The organism is Escherichia sp. R1 (assembly GCF_003000935.1).
In the GTDB taxonomy this organism is placed as follows: Bacteria; Pseudomonadota; Gammaproteobacteria; order Enterobacterales; family Enterobacteriaceae; genus Escherichia; species Escherichia coli.
In genome coordinates, this window is the sequence record NZ_PSRU01000028.1 from 1 (window position 1) to 15460 (window position 15460).

Below are 15460 nucleotides of genomic sequence, written 5' to 3' on the forward strand. Positions count from 1 at the left end.
TCTGAGGCAGCACCTGGCACGGCTGGGACGGAAGTCGCTGTCGTTCTCAAAATCGGTGGAGCTGCATGACAAAGTCATCGGGCATTATCTGAACATAAAACACTATCAATAAGTTGGAGTCATTACCGCGCTTCCTGGGGGGTTAATGGCTGATGACGATAAAATCATATATCGAATGATTTATTTCTCTGCCTGTAAATATCAGGCCAGGATTTATTATGCGATTAATGATAAATATCATATCATCTGCGGGTTTCCCTCCACGCAGGTCCGGTTTCCGGCGAAACCGGAGCCTCATTTTTCGGCCTGAAGTTTTGTCGTTGACTACTTTTTACCGGCTTGTGCCCAGTTGAGAAGCCGCTGACTTAGTTTCTGAATCTCCGAAGATGGCTTTCCGGAATAAAATAGATGTTGCCCCGTGCCCGTGAGCAGGCCACGTATAGCCTGTTACGGGATGATGGTGGAAGTGCTGCCAGCTTCTGTTGGATGAGGCGCATCCAGTGGTTGGCCCCCATCACGATGCAGACGTCCTGAAAGTGGTCGAGTCCTTTACTGCCCCCCCAGTTCATTGAGTGGCATCCGTAACGGTGATGTTCGCGATAGAAGAGCTTGATCATCGTGTTGTCCGCGTGCAGGGCCGCTGAACGCGCTTCATCCGTGACGATTTCAATCTGGGTGGTATGTGTTCCATGAGCCGAAATGCGAATGTTCAGTTGTCCGGTAATGAACTCACACACTGTAGCTGAACAGCGCCATGTCCGGCTGAGCGTCTCACAATCCACCATGATACCCGCAGCCCTGAAGCGAGCCTCGTATCGGGTTATGTCTTCATGCAGCGTAGCATTGACGTTGCCGTCGCGGCTTGTGTCAAAGGTATGCTGATAAAAATCCCCGCAGCACAGCACTGAGATTTCCGCGCGGCATAGCTCCAGCAGAAAATTAAAGTCATGGCCGGCAAAGTCCTGGACTTCATCAACGAACAACTCATCGTAGTAACGGGCAAGTCGGGTACGGATATCTGGCAGCAACCCCCGGGCTGTCAGCAGGTGTGCGAGCCGCCGGTGATACAGCCGTCCGGCGGGATCCTGATAATGCCGGATATTCGTGCGCGGTATTCTGGAAGGGGGCTGGTTGAAGCTCAGACCACGCGATGACAGTTGCTCCTGCAGGAAAGGGCGAAAACAGAAACCGTGCAGAAACTCAAACCAGGTCATCACACGGATCCCGTACGGTATGTAGCCAAAGCGTCTGATAATCTGCGCCCGCAGATGTGCTTCATTATTTACGGTGAAGGTCAGGATCAGCGTCCGCCGGTCCTCTCTTAACCGACGTATCAGCAGCGTGGTTTTACCCGAGCCGGCAACCGCAAATATCACTCTCTTATCCATGCCAGTGCCTCCTGGATATAATCAGGAACGGTCAGCTTTTCGGCGTGCAACTGTAACAGCTGGAATGCTGCTTCTGCCTTATTGGCCAGCATGTAATCCTGAACCGTGAGTGTCCGGCGGGTTCCGCGGAAAAGCGCATCACACAGGTCGGCATTATCCTGATACAGGCAGATTTCAAATGTGGAGCGGCTGTTGTCGTGGTCAGCAAATACCCGGGAGCGGGAACAAAGCACGTCAGCATAGCGTTCATCGCAATTTTGCTGATAGTTGCCGTCATTGTCGCGAAGGGCCGCGACACGATTTTCCAGAAGACGGGCCAGTTCAAGATAACGACGGAAACTCGTTCCGCCGATAGCGATGATGTGAACCCCGTCATCCTCCGGTGCCCTGCCATACAGGCGGTGATAAAAGGCCTCGATCAGAATAAACTCAGCATCCCCCTCCACGAGCAGCACGCGTCTGGCCAGCGCAAATTCCAGCACGTTATTATCCGGTGCTTTCATGAAGAAGGCGGCAGTCTCAGCGGAAAGTTCATTCATCAGTACCGGCCGGGTAGCTCCGAGGAGAATAGCCTTACGTAGGTCGAGGCGGGAGGAGATATGGCTACTGTGTGTGGCAATAAACACCTGCGTCTGCCGTTCCGTGGCAAGCTGATTAACCAGCCTCTTCATACTGACATGGCTGAGATGATTCTCCGGCTCCTCAAGCAACAGCGCGTGGATCTCTCCCCCCTGCTGCTGATGCCGCTGCAGCGCAAACTCCGTTTTGATGAAACACTGTCTTCCTTTTCCGCGGTGACGAATGGAAATACCGTCCTCAGTAATGTCCAGGTTCGCCTCAAGACCTGATTTAGCGCCGGAACGCACGCCAAACTGATACGTTTTCAGCGTGTCGTTTATGGCGGACAGATGCCGGGCGCAGAAGTGCATTTTCTGTTGCCGGTAACTGTTTTCAAGCCGGTACCGATCGGCCACCGGCACATTGACGCTGTAAACTGTGCGCGTATACTCCTGTGCGGCATGCTCGTTATCAATGCGTGCACTGTCTAAGAACAGATGGCGCAGATAGCGTCTGAAGCCTGCGAAATGACCACCGGAGAATGTGCTGAACTGCACGGAATAGTATTCATAGGGAAAATTATCAGGATCCTGCTGCAAAACATGGTGTATATCCTGACCGTATTCCTCCATCATGGGAGCAATGCGCATTCTGAGACCATCCGCATCGATACCCGCCAGATTTTGCCTGCCGTTCAGGTCAGGCTCTCCCCCATTACTCAGGAAAACGTCAGCGGTCAGCACGGGTAACTGATCGGCACGGCGCTCACCTTCCTGAAAATGCCTGACTGCTGACTGTGACAGGAGCGATTCCACCCCCAGCGCCTCAACCCGATGCCTGCTGTCACTCAGCACAAGGTCAAGAGCCAGCAGAATAGTGCTTTTCCCGGACTCATTGTCCCCAACCAGAATGTTACGATCGTTGCTGAAGCGCAGGTCCAGTTCCGGAAACTTTTTGAAGTTTTGCAGCATAAGCCGCGTGATCAGTGGCATTTTTTTATTCCTTTATATACCGCTGCCTGAAAGAGCGGCCGGCCGCGCCTGACCGCCTGTTTTGTTTTACAGCGTTATCTTACCCAGTCTTCCAGCACAAGACCCGGTACCCGCTCAAACTCTCTCACATTATTCGTCACCAGAATGGCACAGGCAGCGATGGCGTGTCCGGCTATCGCCGTGTCGTTCGGACCGATCGGCGTGCCGGCGAGACGCAGTGCCACCTTAATCTCCGTGGTCGCATCCACCGCGGCGCGGTCCCACGGCAGGACGGCATCGAGCCTCTCACAGAACGCGTCAACCAGTTGCACGTGGCGTGGCGAGGCCTTCGGACCGGTGGCACCGAAGCGCATCTCGGAGTAGGTGATGGCCGAGACCACGATACGGTGACCGCGCAGCACCGACTGCTCCAGGTGCTTAAGCAATGCTTCAGGTTGCTCGCGCATGATGAACGAGCAGATGTTCGTGTCGAGCATATAGATCTTGTTCACAGGTTAACTCGTCCTTCGTCGCTGACAACGTCCTCGCGCTCCGTCATAAAGTCCGGATCGGCCTTTTCTAGCTCCAGGAATGAGCCCCAGGTCGGCCGGACGGGGCGCAGAATGATGCTGTCCCCTTCCCGGACGATCTCCAGCTCGCTCACCCCCTCAAAATCCAGATCGCGTGGAAGGCGGATAGCACGGTTGTTGCCATTTTTAAAAATGGATACGGTTCTCATGATTCTCTCCCGGGTAAGTGTGGATATGTGATGCATATCCGGAATGATGTTCATTGCACCGGGTGTGTGCATATGTTTAGTATAGGCAGATGTTAGGCATATGTATAGATTCAGCATATGCAGATGGTGAGGATATGCGTATACCATGAATATGCAGATGTCAGGCATATGGATATGTTCAGCCTATGTTATTTTCTCTCTTTCCCCGTGCAGATCCGGTTTCTGGTGAAGTCGGAGCCCACCATCTCCGAGTATTTGATAAGCCAATTCTTGTATCCCTTTGCCTTTATTATCTTTTTGGTTTTCAGAAGTTATAATGCCTGTTAAATCAACAATGTTGGAAGATCAACATGAGAAGACCATCCCGAACTGAAGCACTGATGCCAGTACTGAGTGCTAACAAAGCTCAGGAAGAACAGATTAACACCTCCTATGAACCACTGACTCCCTCAGTCATTACAGATGAAAAAGCACAAAGCTATATCGAAGCTTTGAATTTTGCCTGTTCTCGCCCGGATATCAGAAATATTGCAGTAACAGGGCCGTACGGGGCCGGTAAAAGTTCGGTATTACTGACATGGGAAAGGGCGGAGGATAATGACTTTCGGGTGATGACCGTATCACTGGCTGACTTTGAAATGCAGCGGGCATACCCCGGAGATTCGCTGTCAGTTGAGGGTAAGCCCGACTATGATGATAACGAAAAAAAAGCGGGAAAAGCCGAAGAGAAAACAATCGAGTACAGCATCCTGCAACAACTGCTCTATAAAGAGAAAAAAAGTGTGTTACCCTATTCCCGTCTGGAGCGCATTTCTGACGTAAGTGCGTGTCAGATAGCCATGATGACGGCCAGTCTGTTATTCATACTGGCTTCGACGGCAACTGGTCTGCTTTTTCTTTTCCCGGATTACATCCGGGAAAAGCTCTCCCTGTCGCCAGAACTGAGTCAGTTTCTGCTGGAGTTGCCTGTACTCGCTAGGTTTGGTAGCGCCGGGATATTTCTTTTTACTGCTTTATTCTTTGCACTGAAGAAATTGCACCGTACAGGGGTATTTGATCGGCGTGTAAGTATTGATAAAGTTGACATACTGAAAGGTGCCATTACAACACGCCCTGCGGCCCCTTCTCTTCTCAATGTGTACATTGATGAAATCGTCTACTTTTTCGAACAGACACAATACAATGTAGTCATATTTGAGGATCTTGACCGTCATAATGACGGAGCCATTTTTATCAAACTCCGGGAAATAAATCAGCTTATCAATAACTGCCTCCCCACAGACAATCCTGTCCGATTTATCTACGCTGTCAGGGATAATCTTTTCATAACACCAGAATCACGGACAAAATTTTTCGATTTCGTCATACCAGTAATCCCAGTAATGGACAGTGAGAATGCTTCTGAGCATTTTCTAAGTAAATTTACACTTGATGAACTCAGGCAGGAAGGATTCAAAGACTGCCTTGCCAGACTGGCTCTTTTTATTCCTGATATGCGGGTTATGCATAACATTGCGAATGAATTTCGTCTTTACCGGAATATTGTGAATAATGGAGGAGATTTAAAGCGTCTTATTTCACTGATCACCTATAAAAACCTTTATGCTGAAGACTATCACAGGATAGATCAGAAAAAAGGAATGCTTTATAGCATTGTATCTGAATATACATCAGGTAAATTAAGAGAGGATTATTGCAATAATCTAAAAAACAAAATTGAAACGTGTCTAACTGAACTATCTAAACTACATAATGAAGAAGTGGTCACTGAACATGAGTTAAGAAGTGAAATTTTGCGGCCATATATCAGTGAAAAAACAGCACCCCGATTACATATTATGACAGGTACAGGAGGGCAATATGATTTTGATGATGTAATCCAAAATGAAAATACATTTCTTTCTTTGCTGAGCAACCAAATAATCAGCATTAAACCTAGTGGATATAACATTACTATAACAACAATCGATAAAAAAACAGCTCAGGTTATGAAGGAGGAATATCAGGAAAGAATAGCGATTATTCAAAAGAAACTAAATAATGATGTTTCTCGATTGGAGGAAAATATTAAAAAAAACAGGTGCGAGATTCAGAATGCATCCTCGTATGATCTTGCTTTTTTCATCAATAAAATGGGGAGATCAGGTTTCGAAAGATATATTGCATGTTGTTCAACGCCTGAACAACATGACGGAGAATCCATTACTGATAATGCCGCAAATATTGATTTTATTTATTTCCTTCTATCTCATGGTTATCTTTCCACTGACTATATGGCCTACCGCTCAGTCTTTATGCCAGGTAGTCTGAGCACGGAAGACAATAACTTTATCAGGGCTGTGACGTCAGGAAGATTACCTGATGAAACGGCAAAAATGCCCCTCAGCAATATTGCTAACACAGTAGCAAAATTGCATGGACTGGGCATACTGATGCATGACAATGCATGGCATCCTCAGATTCTCTGGTACCTCATGCGCAATGATACGAACTCTCTGAAGACTATCATGAGGATGCAGGCAGAGGTCGGAGCCGAACGGCGGATGGTAAGACTGGCCAATGAGATCTTCCCCCTATGGGAACCTGCTGCGCAGCGGGAATATATCAGATTAATGGTCGACGGGGATGGTCATTTATCCACTATGATCCACCAGATTGGGCGCCTGAATGATACCGTAGCTGAACAAAATCTTCTCCCGGTATTACTGTCCTTACCGATACTTTCTTGGGAAGCCGTCTCTCAGATAACTCGGGAAGAACTGCAGAGACTCATCGATTTGCAATTTAATCTCGTAACGTCCTTACCGGAGAATTGTGCGCAGTTTTTCTGTGAAAACCTGCGGAATTCAGGTTGTCGCCTGACTAACATTCCTTTGGCCCGGAGTGACTCTGGGCAGGAAACATTGCATTTGGTGGTACAGAAAAAATTGTGGACCTATTCCACGTTAAACCTGCAAAACATTTGTTTCTCACTTTCTCATGAGTCAGAGAATAACAGTGATACCTTCCGTAAGAAGCCTGTTGCTTTAATAAAATCGCTTCGTATTCCGAACCTTGAAAAATATGTTTATGAAAACATATCATCATTCATTCGTGATGTTTTTATACACTCTGAAGAAAATGATCTCATTCCTGATTTTCTTAATTCGACATTCGTTGACTGGGATGATGCAAAGTACATGACAGAAAGTATGAGCTTCGTACTGGAAGACGTATCAGTTATCCTGAACAAAGAGAATACCGAAACAACAGAAATTTCTTATGATCAAAACCTGTATTCACTTCTGGCTCATCATAATCATATTACCCCTTGCTGGAATAATGTTATTTCTCTACTGAGTGAAGATGCGTCAATTGCTGGTGATACTTTTTGTGAGTGGCTTAATATTAATTATTCTTTATTGCCAAATGACTCGTTGCCTTTGACTGATGTTCAGTTCTCGCAATTACTTATTAAGGCTGTTACATCACCTCATATCAGTAAAGAAGCGTTAATAGCGATAACCATGGCATTTAGGATAACTCTTATTAATGTGCCAGAAAACTTACCACTGAATAATGCTGCGGTACTAATCAAGCAAAAATGGCTGGCACCAACCAGTACTGTGTTTGAACAACTTTATCAGGCACTGTACGAAGAAGGTGACAAACTGACATCACTACTTTATGCACTTATTTGTGCCCGTCCTGTATTATTGAGTGATAATTACGAGCTTGTTTTATTTTCTGATGACCAGTTTGACCTGGGGATTACTCGTTTAATTCTGAATGGCGATAAGATTGCAGATGAAGTCTGTATCAGTATCCTGAACTGGCTCTGGGAAAAAGATGAAGCCCTGCTCTCTGAGGCACCACTTCTCAGCCAGCAAGCCCTGATAAGGTTCTCCACCAAAATAACCGATGACCGGCAGAAGCAGGCACTGCTGATGCAATGTCTTAAAAATGACGGTGGGTCACACAAGTTCATCAGACAGGTGCTCATGACGTTCGGGCATCAGGATTATGCCGCTTTCCTCACAGAGAGGAATTATCGTAGCATTCCCCGTAGTGATGCCATGTGGCAACTGGCTGTCCAGCTGGGAAATAGTGGATTTATCAGGCCGCCGAAACTTACTCACGCTGATACACGTATTCGTATAGAGCCCTTTTTTAACGCTGAAAATGAATACGACTGACATCGCAAAATAGTGGTAAGTCCGTCGGGGGCGGCCTTACTCCTTTATCCTGCCCAGTCTTCCAGTACCAGTCCAGGCACCCGCTCAAACTCTCTCACATTATTCGTCACCAGTATTGCCCCGGTGGCGATGGCGTGCCCGGCGATCGCCGTGTCGTTTGGACCGATCGGCGTGCCGGCGAGGCGCAGCGCCACCTTAACCTCCGTGGTTGCATCCACCGCAGCGCGATCCCAGGGCAGGATGGCATCGAGACGGGCGCAGAACGCGTCAACCAGCTGCACGTGGCGTGGCGATGCCTTTGGACCGGTGGCGCCGAAGCGCATCTCGGAGTAGGTGATGGCCGAGACCACGATACGGTGACCGCGCAGCACCGCCTGCTCCAGATTCTTAAGCACTGCTTCAGGCTGCTCGCGCATGATGAACGAGCAGATGTTCGTGTCGAGCATATAGATCTTGTTCACAGGTTAAATCGTCCTTCGTCGCAGACAACGTCCTCGCGTTCCGTCATAAAGCCCGGATCGGCCTTTTCTAGCTCCAGGAATGAGCTCCAGCTCGGGCGGAGGGGACGCAGAATGATTCTGTCCCCTTCCCGTACAATCTCCAGCTCACTCACCCCCTCAAAATCCAGATCGCGGGGCAGACGGATCGCGCGGTTATTGCCATTTTTGAAAATAGATACGGTTCTCATGTCTTCCTCCTGGCAAGGCGGCTTTTATATATGTTTAGTATATGCAGATGTGATACATATGTATATGTTATAAATATGCAGATGTGTGAGATATGCGTATGCCTGTCATATGCAGATGCCAAACATATGGATATGCATGGTATCTGCATGTTTCTCTCTTTTTTCACCGGGATCCGAAAAATATCATAGTAGGAAATGCCGTACCTGAGCCGTCAGGCTGGCCGGATGATATAGTGGATTCTCGAACCGGAACGGGAGGGTTAAATGGGAAATTATTCAGATTTTGAGACCGATTTTGTTCAGCGAACACTGGCGCTTATCGATCAATATAACGAAATGATTGAGGTGCTGGGCAAACCATTCAGGGAGCAGTACAACTACACGTTGACCCTGAATTGCCTCCTGGGTCTTATCGTGTTACCGAAAGAGAGAGCGCTCTCTTTCCTGCTTGCCGACCGTTTAACGCGGCAACTTAAAGCTGAAATGGGATTACATGAGTCACAGCTGCCCGGACCGGAAATGAACCTGCGGGAGTTGATCCATAAGATGCGGAATTCAGTTGCTCATTTCTGCGTCCAGGTAGAGTCAGCCAGCGATGCACACCTTGTAGACTGGATTGTTTTCAGGGAATCTCAGAAAGATGGAGAAGTCTACGCCAGCTTCAGCGCTCCGGAGTTTTTACCCTTTCTGAAATATTATGCGACCCTGCTGCTCGACAATATGGCCCGCCGTCGAGCCCCCGATGTTAACATATTGGATTTGTAAGGGATTTACACCATGTTGATTCTCGATTGCTCCTCACGAACTCAGGCGTTGCATACATTATCTGCCGGGTTTGGCTGTTCCCCTGAAAAGCTGAAAAAAGTGCTGCTTTCGCTCGATCTTGAAAGTATCTACGAGCTTAATCCTCGCCAGTTGGTTGATGCACCTCAGTATCTGAGAGAATACGTCTGTGCGGAACTGGGCGAACCGGGACCATTCACCCGGGCTCTGTGGTTTCATGGCACCCGGACTTTCGCCGGTAATACTTTTCCGGCGGGGTTACTGGCGCTAAATCAGTCAGAATCCCTCGCCATGAAAATGCTGCTTGACCTGGCCCCGAATGAGATGGTCCGTACACACCTGAAGGAATGGGATGTTCCGGGGGGCGTTCCGGATGAGATGTTTCAGCTCAGAACCGGCGATAAAATCCACTGGGGGCCTTTTGGCCATTTAGTCCGGGAATTACATTTTAACGCCAGTGAAAATGGACTGCATGATTACCTCTGGCTGCCGGAGCTGGTAGAGGATGTCTGTAAGGCCTACCAGAAGAAATACGGCCACGATCTTAAACCGCATTATCTGAGCGTGCTTCATCCCTGTATTGTCTGGTTCGAGGCGGATATTGTTTATGAAAAAGGAGTTCTTGAAACGGCTCTGTCATATGCCTATACATCAGTCCGTGACCTCCCGCCGGACGGAAACGCAACTTTCGGCATAGACTGTGACGGGAAATCTGTGTCTAGGTCGGCCATTGCCAGAATCGAGTTTCTGCAGCCCGGGCAGATGTAATCCCTAAAAAACGGGTCTGTGATCCGGCCCGTTTGTTCATTGCCGTGAACCCAGTATTGAGGTCATTAAAGCCTTAAGTGGATCACTTGCAGCTGGCTGCAGAAAGGTTTTACATTGACCCGGATTATGCCGTTTCCCTTCCTCCTGCCTGGTAAAGGATCTCTGAATGCACTTTTATGTGGATGAAACAGGCCAGACTGGCCGAAACCTTTTTGACAAAACCCAGCCAGTCCTCTCCTACGGAGTGCTGTCGTCTGATGCTAATCTGGATAAGGTTGCTGAAGCGGATCTAGCCGTAATACGCAAAACGCTTGGCGTGCAGCGCCTGCACGCTGCGGAACTGGGCTTGCACCGCCTTTCTGACCTTGTAGATACGCTGCTGGTTCTGCAGAAAAAGCACCGGATACGGTTTGACATCTGGCAGGTAGTAAAGCGCGATCATGCCATTATTTCGTTCTTCGACCAGGTATTTGATCAGGGAATGAATCCAGCCGTACCCTGGTCTGCATACTGGACCCCTCTGCGCTACCCCCTGCTGCTGAATCTGGCCAGCCTGTTTGATGATGAACTTGCTTCAAACGCATGGACGGCAAGGCTGGAGGCGCATGATGAGCGTGCGTCGGAACTTTTTTGTACCGTCAGTGATGAACTGATCAGCAGGACGGCAGCCAGCGCGCTGGACCACCGGTCGAAGCAGCTGATCACCGATGCCCTGAACTGGGCGTCAGCCAATTTTGAACAGTTGGGCTATAACTGTAAAACCAACAAGGAAAGGCTGCGGATTATGCCCAATATGATTGGCTTTCAGTCCGTATTGCACGGGATCTGTTCCCGACTGGGGGCACCAGAAAGAAAGGCCAGTATCATTGTTGACCAGCAGTCACAGTTCAACACCACCCAGCGTGAACTTAACGAGTTTTACTACCAGATACGGGATATGCCCTGGGAACTGGGGCCCGGATTACCTGTTATGAACATGAAAAATATGCCGGCTGAACCACTTGTATTCCAGTCCGGTACCAAGAGTGCAGGTCTGGAGTTGGTAGATATTTATCTCTGGACATTCAAGCGATTCATGGAAGACAAGGCGCTGACAAAGCCACTTTCCCGCCTTGTTTATACCAATCTGAAAACAGCCAGGACCAACAGCGTGTCAATCCAGTCGGTTGCCAGTCGATTTAAGGAACTCCTGGGTAAACTCCCGGTACCAAGCGCAGAGATCATGAGGCTGGCGCAGGAGCTGCGGGACTTTGATGAAGCCAGACGCATGCCATATGTGGTGTCGGGATCACCCGACTGATGCCGGATATTATCTGCTTTCAACTGCCCCCTCTTAGGGGCAGGTTTTCAGGTTAACCGGCAGCTGTGATCCACGACGCTGCTTACAGTCATGCTGCGATGCCAGAATGTCAGCAACCTGATAATCGGTCCCCATCGCCACATCGTGCAATAGCAGGAAAAAGTCCCCGTCACTGCCGCCCCTGCGCGAATCCAGATACCGCTGCAGCCATCGGGCATGATAAAGAACGTGGCGCTGTTCGCGCTGCAGCCATTTCAGCGGCAGACGGGACGTCATATCGTCAAGGATACGCATTTCCTGATGAAGCGGCGCAATAACAGCGGAAAATTCCTCTCTCAGTATCCGGGCAGGTTTCTTCTGTCCGAACAGCGCGGCCATTTTGCTCAGGACATCCTCGATCGCCCGGCTGACTTTCTGGGCCTGATCACGGGAGGCCTGATAACGCGTAAACCAAAACTTACAGTAGAACCCCGCAGCGGCAAGCAGCGCCGTAAGGATCGGTCCAATCAGACTTGTGTCCACAATATTCTCCTTAAAGATGGTCATGAGGCCACCTGAAGCAGCCGATGACGCAAATATACTCCGTTTTAGCAATTAGTGCTATGCGAGAATGCAAAAAGTGCTATTCGTTGTTTTTTGTGTTGACATTTTAATTTATGTGTGAGTTTTTGTTTTCTTTCAGTTTTCTCCACTGAGATCCGAAAACCCCAAGTTACGGATCTTCCTCTCCCTCCGCACAGCGTTACATCCCGTCAGCACAGCATGTAGTGCCTCATACAGTTGCCCATGGCACTATATGTTGTGTTGTATCTCTGGACTGTGATGCGCCGCGCAGGGGCGGAAAACAGCGATATGATGATTTTCTCAGCGTTGTACACTTCCGGAAAGTCGTTTATTCAAATAAAGTCGGATCCATACGAAACGGGAATGCGGTAATTACGCTTTGTTTTTATAAGTCAGATTTTAATTTTTATTGGTTAACATAACGAAAGGTAAAATACATAAGGCTTACTAAAAGCCAGATAGCAGTATGCGTATTTGCGCGCTGATTTTTGCGGCATAAGAATATATACTGATATGTATACCCGAAGTATGTCAAAAAGAGGTGTGCTATGAAGCAGCGTATTACAGTGACAGTTGACAGCGACAGCTATCAGTTGCTCAAGGCATATGATGTCAATATCTCCGGTCTGGTAAGCACAACCATGCAGAATGAAGCCCGTCGTCTGCGTGCCGAACGCTGGAAAGCGGAAAATCAGGAAGGGATGGCTGAGGTCGCCCGGTTTATTGAAATGAACGGCTCTTTTGCTGACGAGAACAGGGACTGGTGAAATGCAGTTTAAGGTTTACACCTATAAAAGAGAGAGCCGTTATCGTCTGTTTGTGGATGTACAGAGTGATATTATTGACACGCCCGGGCGACGGATGGTGATCCCCCTGGCCAGTGCACGTCTGCTGTCAGATAAAGTCTCCCGTGAACTTTACCCGGTGGTGCATATCGGGGATGAAAGCTGGCGCATGATGACCACCGATATGGCCAGTGTGCCGGTCTCCGTTATCGGGGAAGAAGTGGCTGATCTCAGCCACCGCGAAAATGACATCAAAAACGCCATTAACCTGATGTTCTGGGGAATATAAATGTCAGGCTCCGTTATACACAGCCAGTCTGCAGTCATGGTACCGGCAGTGTATTCTGCCGGGCAGCCTGCATCGCTGCCTGTTGCCATTGATTATCCGGCAGCTCTGGCACTTCGCCAGATGTCGATGGTCCATGATGAACTGCCAAAATATCTGCTGGCTCCGGAAGTGAGTGCCCTGCTCCATTACGTCCCGGATCTGCACCGCAAGATGCTGCTGGCCACACTGTGGAACACCGGAGCACGCATTAATGAAGCACTGGCGCTGACGCGGGGGGATTTTTCGCTTGCGCCTCCGTATCCGTTTGTGCAGCTTGCGACCCTGAAACAACGGACCGAAAAAGCTGCCAGGACGGCGGGGAGAATGCCCGCCGGTCAGCAGACTCACCGGCTGGTTCCGCTCTCTGACTCCTGGTACGTCAGCCAGCTGCAGACGATGGTGGCAACACTGAAAATACCCATGGAGCGGCGTAACCGTCGCACAGGAAGGACAGAGAAAGCGCGGATCTGGGAAGTGACGGACAGAACGGTCAGGACCTGGATTGGGGAGGCGGTTGCCGCCGCTGCTGCTGACGGTGTGACGTTCTCTGTTCCGGTCACACCACATACGTTCCGCCATTCCTATGCGATGCACATGCTGTATGCCGGTATACCGCTGAAAGTTCTGCAAAGCCTGATGGGACATAAGTCCATCAGTTCAACGGAAGTCTACACGAAGGTTTTTGCGCTGGATGTGGCTGCCCGGCACCGGGTGCAGTTTGCGATGCCGGAGTCTGATGCGGTTGCGATGCTGAAACAATTATCCTGAGAATAAATGCCTTGGCCTTTATATGGAAATGTGGAACTGAGTGGATATGCTGTTTTTGTCTGTTAAACAGAGAAGCTGGCTGTTATCCACTGAGAAGCGAACGAAACAGTCGGGAAAATCTCCCATTATCGTAGAGATCCGCATTATTAATCTCAGGAGCCTGTGTAGCGTTTATAGGAAGTAGTGTTCTGTCATGATGCCTGCAAGCGGTAACGAAAACGATTTGAATATGCCTTCAGGAACAATAGAAATCTTCGTGCGGTGTTACGTTGAAGTGGAGCGGATTATGTCAGCAATGGACAGAACAACCTAATGAACACAGCACCATGATGTGGTCTGTCCTTTTACAGCCAGTAGTGCTCGCCGCAGTCGAGCGACAGGGCGAAGCCCTCGAGTGAGCGAGGAAGCACCAGGGAACAGCACTTATATATTCTGCTTACACACGATGCCTGAAAAAACTTCCCTTGGGGTTATCCACTTATCCACGGGGATATTTTTATAATTATTTTTTTTATAGTTTTTAGATCTTCTTTTTTAGAGCGCCTTGTAGGCCTTTATCCATGCTGGTTCTAGAGAAGGTGTTGTGACAAATTGCCCTTTCAGTGTGACAAATTACCCTCAAATGACAGTCCTGTCTGTGACAAATTGCCCTTAACCCTGTGACAGATTGCCCTCAGAAGAAGCTGTTTTTTCACAAAGTTATCCCTGCTTATTGACTCTTTTTTATTTAGTGTGACAATCTAAAAACTTGTCACACTTCACATGGATCTGTCATGGCGGAAACAGCGGTTATCAATCACAAGAAACGTAAAAATAGCCCGCGAATCGTCCAGTCAAACGACCTCACTGAGGCGGCATATAGTCTCTCCCGGGATCAAAAACGTATGCTGTATCTGTTCGTTGACCAGATCAGAAAATCTGATGGCACCCTACAGGAACATGACGGTATCTGCGAGATCCATGTTGCTAAATATGCTGAAATATTCGGATTGACCTCTGCGGAAGCCAGTAAGGATATACGGCAGGCATTGAAGAGTTTCGCGGGGAAGGAAGTGGTTTTTTATCGCCCTGAAGAGGATGCCGGCGATGAAAAAGGCTATGAATCTTTTCCCTGGTTTATCAAACGTGCGCACAGTCCATCCAGAGGGCTTTACAGTGTACATATCAACCCATATCTCATTCCCTTCTTTATCGGGTTACAGAACCGGTTTACGCAGTTTCGGCTTAGTGAAACAAAAGAAATCACCAATCCGTATGCCATGCGTTTATACGAATCCCTGTGTCAGTATCGTAAGCCGGATGGCTCAGGCATCGTCTCTCTGAAAATCGACTGGATCATAGAGCGTTACCAGCTGCCTCAAAGTTACCAGCGTATGCCTGACTTCCGCCGCCGCTTCCTGCAGGTCTGTGTTAATGAGATCAACAGCAGAACTCCAATGCGCCTCTCATACATTGAGAAAAAGAAAGGCCGCCAGACGACTCATATCGTATTTTCCTTCCGCGATATCACTTCCATGACGACAGGATAGTCTGAGGGTTATCTGTCACAGATTTGAGGGTGGTTCGTCACATTTGTTCTGACCTACTGAGGGTAATTTGTCACAGTTTTGCTGTTTCCTTCAGCCTGCATGGATTTTCTCATACT

Annotated in this window: 16 protein-coding genes; 9 read left to right on the forward strand and 7 right to left on the reverse strand. The window is 48.7% G+C overall.

The window, feature by feature from the left end; genetic code table 11:
• Positions 1-112: IS1 family transposase (locus tag C4F37_RS24400; protein WP_001691633.1), on the forward strand; the 112-nt coding region annotated here is incomplete at its 5' end.
• 253 nt (positions 113-365) lie between these two features.
• Here the strand turns inward: C4F37_RS24400 and C4F37_RS24405 are convergent.
• From C4F37_RS24405 to vapB (C4F37_RS24420), 4 genes are all read right to left on the reverse strand, one after another.
• Positions 366-1388 (reverse strand): helicase UvrD, encoded by a 1023-nt coding sequence (locus tag C4F37_RS24405; protein WP_000361402.1) that lies wholly within the window; start codon positions 1386-1388, stop codon positions 366-368.
• A complete protein-coding gene (locus tag C4F37_RS24410; RefSeq protein WP_001128474.1) occupies positions 1373-2938 on the reverse strand; it encodes an ATP-dependent nuclease in 1566 nt (521 codons plus the stop codon). Before C4F37_RS24410 ends, C4F37_RS24405 begins: the two co-directional genes overlap by 16 nt.
• Positions 2939-3012: 74 nt before the next feature.
• A complete protein-coding gene (locus tag C4F37_RS24415) occupies positions 3013-3429 on the reverse strand; it encodes a type II toxin-antitoxin system VapC family toxin (RefSeq protein WP_001034044.1) in 417 nt (138 codons plus the stop codon).
• Positions 3426-3656, reverse strand: coding sequence for a type II toxin-antitoxin system VapB family antitoxin (vapB, locus tag C4F37_RS24420; RefSeq protein ID WP_001261286.1), 231 nt, complete (start codon positions 3654-3656; stop codon positions 3426-3428). The genes C4F37_RS24415 and vapB (C4F37_RS24420) overlap by 4 nt, the downstream gene beginning before the upstream one ends.
• Before the next feature lie 350 nt (positions 3657-4006).
• On the opposite strand from vapB (C4F37_RS24420), the gene C4F37_RS24425 reads away from it, so the two are divergent.
• Positions 4007-7831 (forward strand): YobI family P-loop NTPase, encoded by a 3825-nt coding sequence (locus C4F37_RS24425; RefSeq protein WP_001542068.1) that lies wholly within the window; start codon positions 4007-4009, stop codon positions 7829-7831.
• A 44-nt stretch (positions 7832-7875) separates the two neighbouring features.
• Here the strand turns inward: C4F37_RS24425 and C4F37_RS24430 are convergent, their stop codons facing one another.
• Both C4F37_RS24430 and vapB (C4F37_RS24435) read right to left on the reverse strand, forming a co-directional pair.
• On the reverse strand, positions 7876-8292 hold the full coding sequence (locus C4F37_RS24430; protein ID WP_001034046.1) for a type II toxin-antitoxin system VapC family toxin: 417 nt from the start codon (positions 8290-8292) through the stop codon (positions 7876-7878).
• A complete protein-coding gene (vapB, locus tag C4F37_RS24435) occupies positions 8289-8519 on the reverse strand; it encodes a type II toxin-antitoxin system VapB family antitoxin (protein ID WP_001261278.1) in 231 nt (76 codons plus the stop codon). Before vapB (C4F37_RS24435) ends, C4F37_RS24430 begins: the two co-directional genes overlap by 4 nt.
• A 264-nt stretch (positions 8520-8783) precedes the next feature.
• Between vapB (C4F37_RS24435) and C4F37_RS24440 the strand changes: the two genes are divergently transcribed.
• The 3 genes from C4F37_RS24440 to C4F37_RS24450 all read left to right on the forward strand — a co-directional run bounded on the left by C4F37_RS24440 (position 8784) and on the right by C4F37_RS24450 (position 11370).
• Positions 8784-9284, forward strand: a complete 501-nt coding sequence (locus C4F37_RS24440; protein ID WP_001773886.1) for a HEPN family nuclease — start codon at positions 8784-8786, stop codon at positions 9282-9284.
• Positions 9285-9296: 12 nt separating this feature from the next.
• Positions 9297-10070, forward strand: a complete 774-nt coding sequence (locus tag C4F37_RS24445; protein ID WP_000905949.1) for a hypothetical protein — start codon at positions 9297-9299, stop codon at positions 10068-10070.
• A 166-nt stretch (positions 10071-10236) separates the two neighbouring features.
• Positions 10237-11370, forward strand: coding sequence for a DUF3800 domain-containing protein (locus C4F37_RS24450; protein ID WP_001542067.1), 1134 nt, complete (start codon positions 10237-10239; stop codon positions 11368-11370).
• Positions 11371-11403: 33 nt separating this feature from the next.
• Here C4F37_RS24450 and C4F37_RS24455 read toward each other — a convergent pair whose 3' ends face one another.
• Positions 11404-11916, reverse strand: coding sequence for a hypothetical protein (locus tag C4F37_RS24455; protein ID WP_000151784.1), 513 nt, complete (start codon positions 11914-11916; stop codon positions 11404-11406).
• 566 nt (positions 11917-12482) lie between these two features.
• On the opposite strand from C4F37_RS24455, the gene ccdA reads away from it, so the two are divergent.
• The 4 genes from ccdA (at position 12483) to repE (ending at position 15344) form a co-directional block, all read left to right on the forward strand.
• Positions 12483-12701 (forward strand): type II toxin-antitoxin system antitoxin CcdA, encoded by a 219-nt coding sequence (gene ccdA, locus C4F37_RS24460; protein WP_000813634.1) that lies wholly within the window; start codon positions 12483-12485, stop codon positions 12699-12701.
• Between the two features lies 1 nt (position 12702).
• A complete protein-coding gene (gene ccdB / locus C4F37_RS24465) occupies positions 12703-13008 on the forward strand; it encodes a type II toxin-antitoxin system toxin CcdB (RefSeq protein ID WP_001159868.1) in 306 nt (101 codons plus the stop codon).
• Complete coding sequence (locus C4F37_RS24470; RefSeq protein WP_000016982.1) at positions 13009-13815, forward strand: site-specific integrase; 807 nt, start codon at positions 13009-13011, stop codon at positions 13813-13815.
• Between the two features lie 773 nt (positions 13816-14588).
• Positions 14589-15344 (forward strand): replication initiation protein RepE, encoded by a 756-nt coding sequence (gene repE / locus C4F37_RS24475; protein WP_000852146.1) that lies wholly within the window; start codon positions 14589-14591, stop codon positions 15342-15344.
• The last annotated feature ends 116 nt before the right edge of the window (positions 15345-15460 follow it).

What these genes read in the sequence shown, in the direction of transcription:
- C4F37_RS24405 (WP_000361402.1), bottom strand. Translation starts at nt 1,388, where the DNA reads ATGGATAAGAGAGTGATATTTGCGGTTGCCGGCTCGGGTAAAACCACG.
- C4F37_RS24410 (WP_001128474.1), bottom strand. Translation starts at nt 2,938, where the DNA reads ATGCCACTGATCACGCGGCTTATGCTGCAAAACTTCAAAAAGTTTCCG.
- vapB (WP_001261286.1), bottom strand. Translation starts at nt 3,656, where the DNA reads ATGAGAACCGTATCCATTTTTAAAAATGGCAACAACCGTGCTATCCGC.
- C4F37_RS24425 (WP_001542068.1), top strand. Translation starts at nt 4,007, where the DNA reads ATGAGAAGACCATCCCGAACTGAAGCACTGATGCCAGTACTGAGTGCT.
- vapB (WP_001261278.1), bottom strand. Translation starts at nt 8,519, where the DNA reads ATGAGAACCGTATCTATTTTCAAAAATGGCAATAACCGCGCGATCCGT.
- C4F37_RS24440 (WP_001773886.1), top strand. Translation starts at nt 8,784, where the DNA reads ATGGGAAATTATTCAGATTTTGAGACCGATTTTGTTCAGCGAACACTG.
- C4F37_RS24445 (WP_000905949.1), top strand. Translation starts at nt 9,297, where the DNA reads ATGTTGATTCTCGATTGCTCCTCACGAACTCAGGCGTTGCATACATTA.
- C4F37_RS24450 (WP_001542067.1), top strand. Translation starts at nt 10,237, where the DNA reads ATGCACTTTTATGTGGATGAAACAGGCCAGACTGGCCGAAACCTTTTT.
- C4F37_RS24455 (WP_000151784.1), bottom strand. Translation starts at nt 11,916, where the DNA reads ATGACCATCTTTAAGGAGAATATTGTGGACACAAGTCTGATTGGACCG.
- ccdA (WP_000813634.1), top strand. Translation starts at nt 12,483, where the DNA reads ATGAAGCAGCGTATTACAGTGACAGTTGACAGCGACAGCTATCAGTTG.
- ccdB (WP_001159868.1), top strand. Translation starts at nt 12,703, where the DNA reads ATGCAGTTTAAGGTTTACACCTATAAAAGAGAGAGCCGTTATCGTCTG.
- C4F37_RS24470 (WP_000016982.1), top strand. Translation starts at nt 13,009, where the DNA reads ATGTCAGGCTCCGTTATACACAGCCAGTCTGCAGTCATGGTACCGGCA.
- repE (WP_000852146.1), top strand. Translation starts at nt 14,589, where the DNA reads ATGGCGGAAACAGCGGTTATCAATCACAAGAAACGTAAAAATAGCCCG.